At 30.5% G+C, this 15,178-nt stretch carries 14 protein-coding genes; 6 read left to right on the top strand and 8 right to left on the bottom strand.

Features of this window, described 5'->3' with window-relative positions; all coding sequences use genetic code 11:
* A partial coding sequence (locus B3R94_RS03875) for a hypothetical protein (protein WP_291098819.1) occupies positions 1-233 on the bottom strand: 233 nt, incomplete at its 3' end.
* A gap of 131 nt (positions 234-364) precedes the next feature.
* On the opposite strand from B3R94_RS03875, the gene B3R94_RS03870 reads away from it, so the two are divergent.
* Entirely contained in the window at positions 365-1,177 is an 813-nt protein-coding gene (locus B3R94_RS03870) for a WG repeat-containing protein (protein ID WP_280049689.1), read from the top strand.
* A 35-nt stretch (positions 1,178-1,212) separates the two neighbouring features.
* Here B3R94_RS03870 and B3R94_RS03865 read toward each other — a convergent pair whose 3' ends face one another.
* The 3 genes from B3R94_RS03865 to prmC form a co-directional block, all read right to left on the bottom strand.
* Complete coding sequence (locus tag B3R94_RS03865; protein ID WP_280049688.1) at positions 1,213-1,779, bottom strand: GNAT family N-acetyltransferase; 567 nt, start codon at positions 1,777-1,779, stop codon at positions 1,213-1,215.
* 53 nt (positions 1,780-1,832) lie between these two features.
* Positions 1,833-2,312 (bottom strand): hypothetical protein, encoded by a 480-nt coding sequence (locus B3R94_RS03860; protein WP_280038042.1) that lies wholly within the window; start codon positions 2,310-2,312, stop codon positions 1,833-1,835.
* Between the two features lie 122 nt (positions 2,313-2,434).
* Positions 2,435-3,259, bottom strand: a complete 825-nt coding sequence (gene prmC, locus B3R94_RS03855; protein WP_291098814.1) for a peptide chain release factor N(5)-glutamine methyltransferase — start codon at positions 3,257-3,259, stop codon at positions 2,435-2,437.
* 92 nt (positions 3,260-3,351) lie between these two features.
* Here prmC and B3R94_RS03850 point away from each other — a divergent pair, with 92 nt between their 5' ends.
* Positions 3,352-3,684, top strand: coding sequence for a DUF3060 domain-containing protein (locus tag B3R94_RS03850; RefSeq protein ID WP_160279610.1), 333 nt, complete (start codon positions 3,352-3,354; stop codon positions 3,682-3,684).
* A gap of 88 nt (positions 3,685-3,772) precedes the next feature.
* Here the strand turns inward: B3R94_RS03850 and B3R94_RS03845 are convergent, their stop codons facing one another.
* The 3 genes from B3R94_RS03845 to B3R94_RS03835 form a co-directional block, all read right to left on the bottom strand.
* Positions 3,773-4,789 (bottom strand): PTS transporter subunit IIC, encoded by a 1,017-nt coding sequence (locus B3R94_RS03845; RefSeq protein ID WP_291098811.1) that lies wholly within the window; start codon positions 4,787-4,789, stop codon positions 3,773-3,775.
* 37 nt (positions 4,790-4,826) lie between these two features.
* Positions 4,827-6,242: a DUF4932 domain-containing protein gene (locus B3R94_RS03840; RefSeq protein WP_125350330.1), complete on the bottom strand. Its 1,416-nt coding sequence runs from the start codon at positions 6,240-6,242 to the stop codon at positions 4,827-4,829.
* Positions 6,243-6,318: 76 nt separating this feature from the next.
* Entirely contained in the window at positions 6,319-9,780 is a 3,462-nt protein-coding gene (locus B3R94_RS03835; RefSeq protein ID WP_291098808.1) for a methylmalonyl-CoA mutase family protein, read from the bottom strand.
* Between the two features lie 184 nt (positions 9,781-9,964).
* Between B3R94_RS03835 and B3R94_RS03830 the strand changes: the two genes are divergently transcribed.
* Entirely contained in the window at positions 9,965-10,867 is a 903-nt protein-coding gene (locus tag B3R94_RS03830) for a hypothetical protein (protein WP_280049674.1), read from the top strand.
* A 1-nt stretch (position 10,868) separates the two neighbouring features.
* Here the strand turns inward: B3R94_RS03830 and B3R94_RS03825 are convergent, their stop codons facing one another.
* Positions 10,869-11,546: a uracil-DNA glycosylase gene (locus B3R94_RS03825; RefSeq protein WP_291098806.1), complete on the bottom strand. Its 678-nt coding sequence runs from the start codon at positions 11,544-11,546 to the stop codon at positions 10,869-10,871.
* Positions 11,547-11,591: 45 nt separating this feature from the next.
* Here B3R94_RS03825 and B3R94_RS03820 point away from each other — a divergent pair, with 45 nt between their 5' ends.
* The 3 genes from B3R94_RS03820 to B3R94_RS03810 all read left to right on the top strand — a co-directional run bounded on the left by B3R94_RS03820 (position 11,592) and on the right by B3R94_RS03810 (position 15,027).
* Entirely contained in the window at positions 11,592-11,975 is a 384-nt protein-coding gene (locus B3R94_RS03820; RefSeq protein WP_115000084.1) for a DUF5004 domain-containing protein, read from the top strand.
* A 68-nt stretch (positions 11,976-12,043) separates the two neighbouring features.
* Positions 12,044-14,191 carry an endonuclease MutS2 gene (locus tag B3R94_RS03815; protein WP_291098803.1) on the top strand — a complete coding sequence of 716 codons (2,148 nt, stop codon included), beginning with the start codon at positions 12,044-12,046 and terminating at the stop codon, positions 14,189-14,191.
* Positions 14,192-14,751: 560 nt separating this feature from the next.
* Positions 14,752-15,027 carry a hypothetical protein gene (locus tag B3R94_RS03810; protein WP_291061361.1) on the top strand — a complete coding sequence of 92 codons (276 nt, stop codon included), beginning with the start codon at positions 14,752-14,754 and terminating at the stop codon, positions 15,025-15,027.
* Positions 15,028-15,178: the final 151 nt, after the last annotated feature.

Below are 15,178 nucleotides of genomic sequence, written 5' to 3'. Positions count from 1 at the left end.
GAAAATTCAGGGGGATATCCACTTTTTTTGTTGGAATAATTTGTCAATTTTCCTCCAGAAATTTTATAGTTAGATGTATTTCCGTCGTTAGAAATTTTCCATATTCCTTCAAAAGAATAATCTTTATTAATTGTAGTTGGTAAATTAGTAATGTTTATACTATCTTGTTGAGCAGCAACAAAACTACTCGCCATAACAGTTGTGGTTAAAAATAGTTTAGTAAAAATATTCATAGGTTATACTTTAAGCTTTCTCACAAAAATAAGAATTAAATTTACAAAAAGTGTTTAAAATCGGATATTTTAAAATTTATATATAAACTATTAATTTTTGATTAATTAATTTTGCGTCGAATTATAGAATTATGACTAAAATATCACCAAAAGATACCGACCAATTTGACGATTTTGTTCACAAGGAAACAACGACATTTGAAGAATTAACTGTTTTCGATCGCAACAATTTGGCACCAATATCTATTGATAATCAATTTGGTTTAATAGATAAAGAAGGAAATGTAATTATTCCTTTTCAATATCAAAAACTTGTGCTCACAACTGTTAATGCCTATAGCGCGCAAAAGGAGAATAAGTGGGGTATTATCACAAAATCTAACCAGATTTTGATTCCGTTCGAATATGATTTAACAAGTGATTTTATTGAAAATATTTGTGCTGTAAAAAAAGATGGAAAATGGGGTTTTATTGATTTATTAAATCAAGTTGTGATCCCATTCGAATATGATGGTTGTACAGATTTTAGAGCTGGTTTAGCTGGAGTTGAAAAAGATGGAAAATGGGGAATGATTGATAAAAACAATCAGTTAATTATAGATTATCAATACGAATATTTAACGCCAGTCGATCAAAATTTTGCCACTTTTGGAGAAGCTACTTCACTAAAAATTGAGCGTCCAGATATATTAGCTTATTTTCCATATTTCTTATCAAAAGAGAATTATTTGATGCATTTTGGTTTAATTTCAACCAAAAACGAACAAATTTTAGGTCCAATTTCTGAATTACCAATTTTAGAAAGTTTCGAGAATCAAGCTGTTATTCGTCAAAATTATCAATTAGGTTACTTAAAAAATGGAAAAGATTTTGTGAAATTTGAACAATTTACAATCGATCCGTACGAAGAAAAAATCTTAATACAATTAGGAGTAATGAAATAAAAAAAGAGCTTTTCTCAAAGCTCTTTTTTTATTATCTATTGTTTTGGTTTATACTGCATATGTTCATGATTTTCGCTCATCAACATTTTTTCCCCAACCACTTCAAAACCTTTTCTTTCGTACAATTTCTTTGCATTTGGGTTTGTAAAATCGACCAATAAACCTAAAGTTTTGCCTTGCTTATTTCCTATTCCATCAATCAAATAATCCAATATTTTAGAACCTATTCCTTTTCCTCTAAAATCTTCAGAAACTGCAATTGTGTCAATATATATTTCACCTGCTTGTGTTTCATCTTGCGGATGAATAATTTGGTTATAATCATTTTTCAATAATTCTAGAACTGGTTTTCGAAGTTCTTCTAATTTTCCTCCATCATAAAAAGTTGTTGTTCCAGCAAATTGATTATCATATTCTACAACAACTGTATTTTGATAACTATATTGATTTTCTTCTTGTTCAATTAATTTTTTCAAGAATAAAACTCCTTCTTCATAATCTGTTTTTCCAATAAAATCATAAACGATTTTATCCATCGCTAACATCATCAATCTTGCAATTGATAACGCATCTGTCTTTGTTGCTTCTCTAAAATTTAACATAAAAAATAGCCTTGAGATTTCTCAAGGCTAAGTTAGCAATAATTATTTTGAAATTATTTCGCTTTTAATTTATCTAACGTATTGTTATATCCTTCTTTTGCTTTTTCTCCAGCTTCTTTCGCTTCTGCTTTCACATCTTTTGCAGCTGCATTGATATCAGCTTTTGCATCTACTTTATCTACAGTATTATTCACTCCATCTTTTACATCTTGCGCAGCATTATTTACAGCAGCTTTTGCATCAATCCACGCTTTATTAGCATCGTCATAAGCTTTTTGTGCAGCTTCTGTTGCAGCTTTATCACCTTTCGCTTTTGCTTCATCTAAAGCTTTTTTTGCTTCGTCTACTTTCGCTTTTGCATCAGTTTCTGATAATGTAGTTGTTGTAGTTGTCGTTTCTTTGATAACAGCCGTAGAATCATTAGCTAATGAATCTACAGTTACATTAGTTTCAGTTGTTTTTGAAGTTTCTTGTTTACAAGAAGTAGCAAATGATAATGAAGCAACTGCCACTAATACAAATAATTTTTTCATAGTTGTTTATTTAATTGTTTTAATAATAGAATCAATTCTAACAATTTTAATACCAAATTGCGAACGATTATTGAATTAAAATTAAATCTTTTCAGAAAATAAAACAAGATTCTTATAGATAATTATTGATTAGAAGCACTTAGCATACGATCATTTCCAGAAATATCTTTGTGAATGATTACATTTTGATAAAACTTTTGGAATAATTGTTTTGTTTCTTCTCCCAAATATTGATTGATTTCGCAATAAATTTTTCCATTCTCTTTCAAATGATTTTTAGCAAAATCTATTACTCTTTCATAAAAAATTAAAGCATCATCATTTTCAACAAAAAGCGCCAAATGAGGTTCAAAATTTAAAACATTTTGATGCATTTCTTCTTTTTCAAGATTTCGGATATAAGGAGGATTTGAAATAATCACATCAAATTTATGGTTTAATTGAATGTCTTCCAGTAAATTATTCTGATAAAAATTTATATTAACTTTTAAAGTTTCAGCATTTGATTGTGCTATTTTCAATGCATTTTCAGAAATATCTAATGCAGAAAATTTTGCATTTGGAAATAATTTTGCCAACGAAATAGGAATACATCCTGTTCCTGTTCCTAAATCAATCATAGAAATATCTTGATTTTGAGCATAATCATTTCTAATTAATTCAACCAATTCTTCCGTTTCTGGACGAGGAATTAATGTATGTTCATTCACAAAAAAGAAATCGTTATAGAAAAAAGCTTTTCCAGTAATATGTTGTATCGGTTGACCTTTTTTTAATTGTTCTAAATCTGATAAAATTTCAGTCGTTAATTCAATTTCATCTCGGCTAGATAAATCAAGATTCAACTTATCTTCTACATAAATCATGAAAATATGAGAAGCTTCTTCTTTATCATATAGTAATTGCAATTTATCTAAAAACAATTGTTTTAGCTCAACTAAAGTCATTTTGTTAAATTTTTGTAAAGTTAGATTTTATTAATTGAAAGTGCACGATTCTTGATTTCTAAAAAGTAACCAAAAAAGAAATCACAATGAAAATGAATAAATTATTATGTGCTGTTACGATGTTATTTATTAGTCACCTTTCTTTTGCACAGATAGAAATTGATGGAAATAATAAAAAACTAACGTTAGATTGTAAGGGACAAAAAGTAGAAGTTGGTGGAAGTGGACATGTGATCAATTTGAAAGGAGATTGTACCAAAGTTGAAATCATGGGAACAAATAATACAATATCTGTTAATGGATTAACTTCTGCTGAATTAGCTGGCGAAGGAAATACATTATATTATCGTAAAGCATTATCTAAAAATGGTAAATTACCTCAAATAATTGAGGGAAACAACAATACAATTATCAAAAAGCAGTAAAAATCTTTTCATTTATTATGTCTTTAATAGTTAGAATCTCTTTCTTAATTGTATTATTAAAGAAAGGGATTCTTTATTATTTTAATGTTTAACCCAACTTCATATCACCGTCTTTTATCCAGTTTTTCTTTTTCATAAAAATGTAAATTAAATATGAAATAATTGCTGGAGCAATGATTTGCAAAATCAAGATTGACGTTAATATATATGATGTATCGTATTTCGATTTCATAGCATTGAAAGTTCCTATTTGACCAACTAAACCGCAAGAACCCATCCCCGATTCTAAAGCTGTATTTTCCATATTGAAATAAATAATTGCAATTGGACCTATAATCGCTGAAGCTAAAGTTGGTGGAATCCAAATTTTCCAATTTTTATAAATGTTCGGAACCTGTAACATACTTGTCCCTAATCCTTGTGCTAAAACACCTTTCAAACCATTATCCTTAAAACTGATTGTAGCAAATCCAATCATTTGTGCACAACAACCTATTGTTGCAGCTCCAGCTGCTGAACCGTCTAATTCTAACATTAGACACAAAGCAGCTGATGAAATTGGTAAAGTCAAAACCATACCGACAATTACAGCAATTACAACTCCCATTATCACAGGATTAGAATCGGTTGAAAATATAATTATTTCACCAATCCATTTCATCATTTGTTGAACAGAAGGACCAATGATTTGTGCTAAGATTACTCCAACCAAAACAGTAATAATCGGTGTAATTACAATATCTATACGTGTTTCGCCTGCTACCATTTTTCCCACTTCAACCGCTACAATTGTCGCTATAAAAACACCTAAAGGTCCACCTAATTGATATGCTGCAATTCCTATAACTGCTGACGAAAATAACACCAATTGAGGTGCTCGTAAACTATAAGCAATAGCCAATGCTATCGCAGGTCCTGTCGCTTGATTCGCAACTGGCCAAACAATATCAGTTAAAAAAGAAATATCTAACTCTTCACCAATAGTTTTCAAAATTGTACCAACCAATAAAGTCGCAAATAAACCATAAGCCATTGCGCCCATTGCATCGATAAAATATCGTTTTGCAGAAATTTGTATATCTTTTTTGAGTAGGAAATTTTTCATGTTTGAAATTAAAAAAATCTATTATTTGTATAAAAAACTAATCTATTTCATTCTCTTTTTTACACCAATCAAGCATATATTCATATAAATCAGTCATATTAATTGATGGATTTTCTTTGTACTTTGCAAGCATTACTTGATTAAAATCTGTAAATTTCGCAAAACCTCTCATATTACTCATCATTCCATTCAATTCTGGCAAATATTTATCCAAATCTGTTTTGCTATAATTATCATGAACATATAATGTATAAACAGCAAAAGTCATGTATTCGTTAAAAACCTTGTAAGGTGATTCATACATATCAGTTATTGTAGGTTTCGCCCACTTTTTACGATTTGACAATGCTTCATTGATTTGTTTCACATATTTATCAGAAACAGGATTTACATAATTATGATCGATTTCAGTAAATACAACACGTGATTCTAACAATTCATTTTGCGTAGGAGTCAATTTTGAATCAAAATCTGCACGAGCAATGAACATAATAGTTTGTGTAAATCCGTTATCCTCAAAACGCGATGTAGAATGCGCTCCATAAATTAACGGCGAAAAATATACTGCGTATGAACCATAACCAAATCCGAACTTTTTATCCAACCAATTTTGCATTTTCTGAATTGGATTTAATTGATTATACCTTTGCAAAAGTTCTGTATAATACGGTTGGTTGTTCTTATAGAATACTCTAAAATTACTCACTTTTGCAAAATCTTGGAACACTTTTGCATCTTTCATCGGATCAAACGTATACCAGCCTTTTGCCATTTGACCTATGTTTCCATTATTTTTAATCTCTCCGTTTTTATCAAAATTATATGCACAAGCATTCATTTTCAAGGCATAATAATAGCGATAACTTGTATTAGAAAACATATTTCCTTTGTAATCCTCAATATACTGTAAATCTGTAATATATTTTTTAATCGTATCTATCGCAGGATGATTCAAATAAGGCTTAAAGTACTCTTTTACTTGTTTATAATATTCTGTTTTGGTGTCAAACATATTAATTTCTTTCTCAGCATCGGGATGCAAAGCCATTAAAATATTGACCAATTCACTCACTTCCGGAATCGCAACTTCAGTTTTTCCTTTATATTTATTGATATAATCTTTTGTAAAATTTACGTTAGGTGCAATTCCAATAATACGTTGATAAGCGGTATCTTTCTTATTCTGAATGATTAAAAAATCAATCGTTTCACCTTTTTTTAAATCAAAAGAAAGATTATTCTTTCCATCAGAATAAATCACTTCACTCTTTTCATTTGAAACTTCTGCCATAAAAACATCTGGCTTAATTTTAGAATTAATAGCCCAAGATTTGCTTGATATTTTACCATTTACTTTTATTTCAAGCATTTTTTCATTGGTATGTAAAACTTTTTGTGCAAAACTTGGCATTGCTAACAAGGTGAATAAAGCTACAATTACATTTTTTTTCATATTAGTTTATAAGTATTTTTAAAAGAAAACAACCCCATCAAAAGATGAGGCTGTTAAAGTATTATTAATAAAAAAATTACATATTTCTACGGTACTGTCCGCCTACTTCGAATAAGGCAGAAGTGATTTGTCCTAATGAACAAACTTTGGTTGCTTCCATCAACACTTCAAAAATATTTTGATTGTTAATAGCCGCTTGTTGTGCAGTTTCTAATGCACTTTCAGCTTGTTGTTCATTAATTTTATTCAAGTTTTCTTTAGTTTTAATTTGAAATTGTTTTTCCTCTTCTGTTGCACGAATAACCTCCGCAGGAACCACTGTTGGCGAACCTTTTGAACTTAAGAACGTATTTACACCAATAATTGGGAACGTTCCGTTGTGTTTCAATGTTTCGTAATACAATGATTCTTCCTGAATTTTAGAACGTTGATACATCGTTTCCATCGCTCCTAAAACGCCACCACGTTCTGTAATACGATCAAATTCTTGTAAAACTGCTTCTTCTACTAAATCCGTTAATTCTTCAATTATAAATGAACCTTGAATTGGATTTTCGTTCTTCGCTAAACCTAATTCTTTATTGATAATCAACTGAATAGCCATTGCACGGCGAACCGATTCTTCTGTTGGCGTTGTAATTGCTTCATCGTACGCATTAGTGTGTAACGAGTTACAGTTGTCGTAAATCGCATATAAAGCTTGCAACGTCGTACGAATATCGTTGAAATCAATTTCTTGCGCGTGTAACGATCGACCCGAAGTTTGAATATGGTATTTCAACATTTGTGCACGTTCGTTAGCTCCGTATTTATTTTTCAAGGCTTTTGCCCAAATTTTACGCGCCACACGACCAATTACTGAATATTCTGGATCGATACCATTGGAGAAGAAAAACGATAAGTTTGGCCCAAACGCATTGATATCCATTCCGCGAGATAAATAATACTCAACATACGTAAATCCGTTAGCTAACGTAAACGCTAACTGCGTAATAGGATTCGCTCCTGCTTCAGCAATATGGTAACCCGAAATAGAAACCGAATAGAAATTACGTACATTTTGATTGATGAAATATTCTTGCACATCGCCCATTAAACGCAACGCAAATTCTGTTGAGAAAATACACGTATTTTGTGCTTGATCTTCTTTCAAGATATCTGCTTGAACCGTTCCACGAACTTGAGCTAATGTATTTTTCTTGATTTCAGCATAAACATCCGCAGGTAAAACCTGATCTCCCGTTACACCTAAAAGCATCAATCCTAAACCATCATTTCCTTCTGGTAAATCACCATTATAACGAGGTCTTTCCAAACCTTTGTCTTCGTAAATAGCTTTGATTTTTGCTTCAATTTCAGTTTCTAAACCATTTTCTTTGATGTATTTTTCACAATTTTGATCGATTGCAGCATTCATAAAGAAACCTAACAACATAGGTGCTGGTCCATTAATCGTCATCGAAACTGAAGTTGCTGGATGCGATAAATCGAAACCAGAATATAATTTCTTCGCATCATCTAAACAACAAATCGAAACTCCGGCATTACCAATTTTTCCATAAATATCAGGACGATGACCTGGATCATTTCCGTATAATGTTACCGAATCAAACGCTGTAGACAAACGCTTTGCAGGCATTCCTTTCGAAACATAATGGAAACGACGATTGGTACGCTCTGGCCCACCTTCTCCCGCAAACATACGCGTTGGATCTTCTCCTTCACGTTTGAAAGGATATAATCCTGAAGTAAAAGGAAACTCTCCCGGAACATTTTCTTGTAAAACCCAACGTAAAATATCGCCCCAAGCTTCGTACTTTGGCAACGCTATTTTAGGGATTTGTAAGTGCGATAAAGACTCAGAATGTGTCTGAATTTTAATTTCTTTATCACGTACTTTAAATGTATAAACCGGATTTTTATATTTATTTACCTTTTCATCCCAAGTCGTGATAACTTCCCAGTTGAAAGGATCTAAATTCATTTTTAATTTATCAAATTCAGCTAAAAGCACTTTAACCAAATCAGCATTATCAGTTCCAGAAATATCAATCCCGTGTTGAGAAATAGTTGGTGTTTTTCCAGAAAGTGTTTCAATTGTTTTAAAGAAACCATACAATTTTTGCGCAACATCTCTCTGCGCATTTGCACGCACATCATATCCACGATTATTCTCTGCAATCTCAGATAAATAACGTGTTCTTGAAGGTGGAATTACAAAAATCTTTTCAGACATTTCTTTTGTAATTTGAAAAGAAGATTTCAAATCGGCACCTGTTTTTTCAACCACTTTATCAATGATTGATTTGTATAATTGATTGGTTCCTGGATCGTTAAATTGAGAAGCAATTGTTCCGAAAACAGGCATTTCATCAGGATTTACATCCCACAAATTATGATTGCGTTGATATTGTTTTTTTACATCGCGCAACGCATCTAAAGCACCACGTTTATCGAATTTGTTAATCGCAACAATGTCAGCAAAATCTAACATATCAATCTTCTCTAATTGCGTTGCAGCACCAAATTCTGGCGTCATAATGTACAAAGAAGCATCAGAATGATCTAAAATTTCGGTATCTGACTGACCAATTCCAGAAGTTTCTAAAATAATCAAATCATATTTCGCTGCTTTCAACACTTGAATTGCTTCCTCTACATATTTCGATAACGCTAAATTTGATTGACGAGTTGCCAACGAACGCATATAAACACGAGGATTGTTGATAGAATTCATACGAATACGATCGCCTAACAAAGCACCACCCGTTTTCTTTTTCGATGGATCGACAGAAACCAAAGCAATTGATTTTTCTGGAAAATCAATCAAAAAACGACGCACTAATTCATCTACCATAGACGATTTTCCTGCTCCTCCTGTTCCCGTAATTCCTAAAACCGGTGCAGATTTATCAGCTACTTTATCGAAATCAAATGCCTTCAAAAAATCTTCTTCACGATTTTCTGCCAACGAAATTAGTCGCGCAATCGTCGTGATATCTTTATCTTCTAATGATTGATAAACATCTTTTCCTTCTGGCAATTCTAATGGCCCTGTCGGAAAATCTGCTTTCTCCACCATATCATTAATCATTCCTTGCAAACCTAATTCGCGACCATCATCAGGAGAGTATAAACGTGTAATTCCGTAATCCATCAACTCTTTAATTTCTGACGGTAAAATTACTCCACCTCCACCTCCAACGATGCGGATATGACCCGCTCCTTTTTCTTGAAGCAAATCGTACATATATTTGAAATATTCGTTGTGACCTCCTTGATAAGATGTCATTGCAATTGCATTTGCATCTTCTTGTATCGCAGTATTTACAACATCTTCAACCGATTTATCGTGACCTAAATGGATTACCTCGCAACCCGTTGCTTGAATAATGCGACGCATAATATTAATCGACGCATCATGCCCATCAAACAAAGCAGCAGCAGTTACAATACGTACTTTGTTTTTAGGAGTGTATACTTCTTGTATTGGATGTACAAACTTTTCTTTCTTTTCTTCTTGAGTAATTTGTGACATTTATTTGTGATTTTGATTTTTTATGACTCTTGCTAAGATAACATAAATTTCAATGTTTTTCGTGCAGATAAAATTATCATATTCAATAAAATATTAATGTTTTATTAATAAATCACTATAATTTATATTGATTTATTTACAATATATTATTAACTTTAAAGAGAACTATTTTAGAATTCTACTTATGAATACTTATTCTCTAAAAGATCTATCAGATCTGTCAAGACTAGATGAACAAATGATTGTTTTATGGGATAAAAAGTTCAAATTGTTTAACGAGGATAAGATTGATAAAAATTCATTATTTAACCACGATCACTTAAAAAAAGTTATTATTATTTCTTTTTTAATTGAATCAAACAAAAAATATACAGTAGAAAATTTAAGTGTAAAATCACTTTCAGAAATACAACTTTTATCCGAATTTGAAATTCAAAATTATATCCAGAAAAACAAAAGTTACGAACCAATTATTGTGTTATTAATCTGTTCTTGTTTTTCATATGACACACGTTTCTTTGACGCTATTCTTACACTTTGTTTCAATAAAATTGGAATCGAAAAATGTTGTATAGATATTGTTTTTCCTTTTTTAAGCAAAATGTCTATCATTATGGAAAAGTATACGATTCAAGAATCGGTTATTTCCTTTTCTAAAAATTTAATTAGAAAACATCTATTTTATTTGATTAAATCAATTCCATATTCAGATCAAAATTCTCGTAAATGGCTTTTATTTTTACCTGAAAAAGAAAATGAAGATTTAGAATTAATTTATACTCATCTTCTTTTAAAAATTAATAACGAAAAAGGAATTTATTTAGGGGAAAATCAGAGTTTAAATTCTATTTTAGAATGTATTGAAAATACTCAAATAACACATATTTTTATTTATATCTCTAAAAATTATGATTCCACTTCTCTTGAAATTTATCTCGAATCAATCACGAAAAATCTTCCAAATGTTACCATTTTTGTAGCTACTTATACTATTCTAAAAGAAAAAATAACCGAAAAAGTTCCGTATATAAACGTAAACACCCCTACAGCTTTTAATTCTTATTTACAAAAAATTATGGCGATGTAAATTATTTACTTTTGATTTCCCAATTTATAGGTTGTAGATTCTTACTTTTCAAAAAATCATTAGTTTTCGAAAAAGGTTTACTTCCCCAAAAACCTCTGTAAGCTCCTAATGGAGAAGGATGAGCAGATTCTATAACAACATGCTTATTTCGGTCAATTTTTGCTCCTTTTTTTTGAGCATAAGCTCCCCAAAGTATAAAAACTAAATTTTCTTTTTGATCAGAAAGCTTCTGTATTACAGCATCTGTAAATATTTCCCAACCTTTTTTCTGGTGCGAACCTGCCTTAGAAGCTTCAACCGTCAATGTTGCATTTAATAATAATACACCTTGTTTGGCCCATGTTTCCAAATTTCCTGAAGTCGAAATTCCTATTCCTAGATCATCATTCAACTCTTTATAAATATTTTGCAAACTTGGAGGTAATTTAATTCCATCGGCAACCGAAAAAGACAAACCATTTGCTTGTCCAATCCCATGATAAGGATCTTGACCAATCAAAACCACTTTAACATCATCAAAAGGCGTATAATCAAATGCAGAAAATATTTTGGATGCGGGAGGATATATTGTTTTTGTTTTATACTCATTTCGTACAAAATCTGTCAACATTTTCAAGTAATCTTTTTCAAATTCATTCTTTAAAACTTCTTTCCAAGAAGCATCTAATTTCACATCCATTTTCATATATTTATACAGAAACAAAATTAACCAATTTTAACCTCTATGAAAAAGTTTCTTTACCTAATTCCCTTTTTTATACTAAATTCTTGTATAGATTTTGCTGATGATGATCCTTATGATTTAGGCCGGAAAATTGAAAATAATATAAAAGTTTTGAATACAGATATGATATATAATGCAGACCGAACATACAACATAAGCACTGAAGTGAAGAATAAAAACAAGGATTTTTCAGTAAAAGTTAAATTAACTTTTGAATTTAAAAATCCAAATCCGACAATCAATTCCGAAACTTTAACTATTGATTTAAAACCAAATGAAACTAAAAAATCAGTTTTCAGAAGTAGCAAAGCAAATACTAACACAGATCAAATGACATATATTAATAAGGTCAAAATTAATGTCATTCACTTTGATCGGTCATAAAAAATCACGGATTTCAAAGTATTTCATGATTTTGAATTTGTCGAAATTTTATCCGTAATTTTGCGTTAATGCAAATATCAGAACAAACTTTAAAAGATTTAGAATTTAATGCGGTTCAAAAAGAAATCGCAGAATTTGCTTATACAGAAAAGGTTGAGGCACTTATTTTTAACTTAAAACCTTATCAGGATCACCAACTTTTGGTACAAGATCTACAAACGACAAACGAATATTTAACAAGTTTCGAGACGGGAAATCGTTTTCCGTTTTCAGAATATTATATTTTAGATGAAAATCTAAACCGATTAGAAATTGAGAATTATTATTTGCCTGCAGAAGAATTCTTCAAAATCAAGGCAAATACGCTTCAAGTGAAAGAAATCTTGAAATATTTGACAGCTTTCAACGAATATGCACCTGTTTTGTTTGAGAAAGCTTCAACGATTACTTACGAAAAAAATATCATAAAATTAATCGATCAAGTATTCAATAAATTTGGAGAAATCAAGGACGACGCAAGTCCTGAACTGAAAATTGTACGCGATCGTTTGCGTCATTTGAATGGACGAATTACCGAATTATTCAATAAATCGATGTCTTATCATTCCGATTATTTGGATGACATTCGCGAATCCGTTGTTGGAAATCGTCGTGTTTTGGCTGTTAAATCGGCTTTGAGAAAACGTGTGAAAGGGCAATTTTTAGGGACTTCAAAAACTGGTTCGATTACTTTTATTGAGCCAGAAAGTGTACAAAATCCTCGTCGCGAATGGGAAGAATTAAAAGAAGAAGAAAAATATTTGGTGATTCAGATTTTGTTAGATTTAACTGCTCAAATTGCAGAATACAAACCAAATCTTGAAGAATATCAAACGTTTTTAGAGTACATCGATTTTACACAAGCGAAAGCAAATTATGCTTTTTTGATTAATGGAATTTTACCTCAACTTTCTGAGAATCGAATTATCAAATTAGTCGATGCTTATCATCCTGTTTTATTTTTAAACAATAAAAGAAAAGCTCAAAAAACGATTCCGCAGAGTTTAGAAATTAACGAAGATTGTCGAATTATCATTATTTCTGGTCCAAATGCTGGAGGAAAATCAATTACGTTAAAAACAATTGGTTTACTTCAAATTATGATTCAGAGTGGTGTTTTAGTTCCTGTAAAAGATCAAAGTCAATTTGGATTTTTTAATCAAATTTTCACAGATATTGGAGATAATCAATCCATTGAAAATCATTTATCAACATACAGTTATCGTCTAAAACAAATGTCCTATTTCTTGAAGAATGCAGACGATAAAACATTATTGTTAGTTGATGAATTTGGGACAGGTTCTGATCCAGAATTGGGTGGAGCTTTGGCCGAAGTTTTCTTTGAAGAATTTTATGAACGTAATTCTTTCGGTGTGTTTACTACGCATTATACAAATATCAAATTGAGCGCAGAAAGTTTGCCAGAAGCGATAAATGCTTGTATGTTGTTTGATAAAAAAACATTGGAACCACTTTATCGTTTGGAAATTGGACAAGCCGGAAGTTCATTTACATTTGAGGTTGCTGAGAAAAATAAAATTCCGTTTCGTTTGATTAATCGTGCGAAGAAAAAAGTTGAACGTGAAAAAGTGAGTTTGGATAAAACTATTTTAAAACTTCAACAAGAAAAATTTGAAATTCAGAAAACAAAAGATCATGTTGAAGAGTTGCGCGAAACAAATCTTGAGCACAACGAAAAATTAGAGCAAACGAATGAAAAAATTCAGCAAAAACTATATGATTTTCAGCAATTATATGATCGCGAGCAAAAACGTTTGAAGCTTGGAGAACGTATTTCGGACATGGCAGATTCTTATCTAAAAACTAAGAATAAAAAACAAATGATTTCGAATTTCTTAAAATTAATTGAAATGGAAAATTCGAAAAAGACGAAAGAAGTTCAGCAATTAAAGAAAATTGAAAAAATTGTAGAGAAAGAAGTTAAACGCGAATTAAAAGAAAATTCAGAAACAATTTCTCAACAAAAAGAAGTAATCGAAAAGAAAGAAAAAGCAGCTACTCAGAAAAAAATTGATGCGTTGAAAGTTGGTGATCGTGTCAAAATTCATGGTTCGTCTAGTGTTGGAACAATTGATAAGATAAAAAAAGAAATTGTTTTTGTAAATTACGGTTTATTTACAACTCAAATCAATGTTAATGAGGTATATAAAATTTAGTTTTTTCGTTTAATTAAAAAGTTTTCAATCTTGTTTGTGGCAAGATGATGACATTAAACACTATTCTTGTTCTTTTATAATAGATGTAACAAATTGAAATAACACATTGAGTGATTGTAAATATATAGTTACTATCAACAATCGAGGAATGATGAATGAAAAAGGTATTTTTTAATTTAAATTTAAGAATTCTTCAAAAATTTACACAAAAAATTCAGCTATATAAACTGTTCAATCTGGTGTTAATAATATTCCGGTTGAAATTAGCAACTGTAATTATGAAGATGAAATAATCGAAGTTTGTTTTATGCAATACAAATAACACACGATATATAAATTATTTATAAAAGATTAATTACCCAAACTTTATTTCTAAATATTACTAATTGTGCATTCGCACAAACGAATAATAACTGGGGTTGGTTAATTGGAAATTGGGGAAGAATTGGTATTGGAAAACCTGGCGAAGGAAAAGGAACTTTTTCTTTTGAATATCAATAGATCAAAATGTAATTTTTAGAAAAAGTCGTTCCGGGTATCCTTCGCGAGATTCTAAAAAAATGACAGTATATGATGATTTATTGGTTGTTTATTTAGATGAAAATAAAAATTTATCGAAAGCTATTTATTTTGATAACGAAGGTCATGTTATCAATTATTCGATTACTTATCCCGAAAAAACGATTACATTTCTGAGTGAAACAAAACCCAATCAACCCATATTTAGATTGATTTACTCGCTACTCGAAAATAATGAAGTTAACACAGCTTTTGAAATTTCAATGGATGGAAAAAATTTTAATACCTATATCGAAAGAAAAATTAAAAAAATATAAAACGAAAAAGGTTAGTGAATTCACTAACCTTTTTCGTTTTAATATCTTAATCTTTCTCTATGCCTTGTGAACTTATTGTAATCTTCCCCTTGTTAGGAACATTTAAAAGTATAGTTTTTATTTAATATTATTGTATTATTATTTTGATTAA

It is taken from the genome of Empedobacter sp. UBA7611 (assembly GCF_002484365.1).
Taxonomy (GTDB): domain Bacteria; phylum Bacteroidota; class Bacteroidia; order Flavobacteriales; family Weeksellaceae; genus Empedobacter; species Empedobacter falsenii_B.
This window is presented reverse-complemented; position numbering and strand designations above follow the sequence as displayed.

Coding starts and splice junctions, on each gene's coding strand:
- B3R94_RS03820 (WP_115000084.1), top strand. CDS start 11,592: ATGAAAAAGTTTCTTTACCTAATTCCCTTTTTTATACTAAATTCTTGT.
- B3R94_RS03865 (WP_280049688.1), bottom strand. CDS start 1,779: ATGTTAAATTTTAGAGAAGCAACAAAGACAGATGCGTTATCAATTGCA.
- B3R94_RS03835 (WP_291098808.1), bottom strand. CDS start 9,780: ATGTCACAAATTACTCAAGAAGAAAAGAAAGAAAAGTTTGTACATCCA.
- B3R94_RS03845 (WP_291098811.1), bottom strand. CDS start 4,789: ATGAAAAATTTCCTACTCAAAAAAGATATACAAATTTCTGCAAAACGA.
- B3R94_RS03860 (WP_280038042.1), bottom strand. CDS start 2,312: ATGAAAAAATTATTTGTATTAGTGGCAGTTGCTTCATTATCATTTGCT.
- B3R94_RS03830 (WP_280049674.1), top strand. CDS start 9,965: ATGAATACTTATTCTCTAAAAGATCTATCAGATCTGTCAAGACTAGAT.
- B3R94_RS03825 (WP_291098806.1), bottom strand. CDS start 11,546: ATGGATGTGAAATTAGATGCTTCTTGGAAAGAAGTTTTAAAGAATGAA.
- B3R94_RS03840 (WP_125350330.1), bottom strand. CDS start 6,242: ATGAAAAAAAATGTAATTGTAGCTTTATTCACCTTGTTAGCAATGCCA.
- B3R94_RS03815 (WP_291098803.1), top strand. CDS start 12,044: ATGCAAATATCAGAACAAACTTTAAAAGATTTAGAATTTAATGCGGTT.
- B3R94_RS03850 (WP_160279610.1), top strand. CDS start 3,352: ATGAATAAATTATTATGTGCTGTTACGATGTTATTTATTAGTCACCTT.
- B3R94_RS03870 (WP_280049689.1), top strand. CDS start 365: ATGACTAAAATATCACCAAAAGATACCGACCAATTTGACGATTTTGTT.
- B3R94_RS03810 (WP_291061361.1), top strand. CDS start 14,752: ATGACAGTATATGATGATTTATTGGTTGTTTATTTAGATGAAAATAAA.
- prmC (WP_291098814.1), bottom strand. CDS start 3,259: ATGACTTTAGTTGAGCTAAAACAATTGTTTTTAGATAAATTGCAATTA.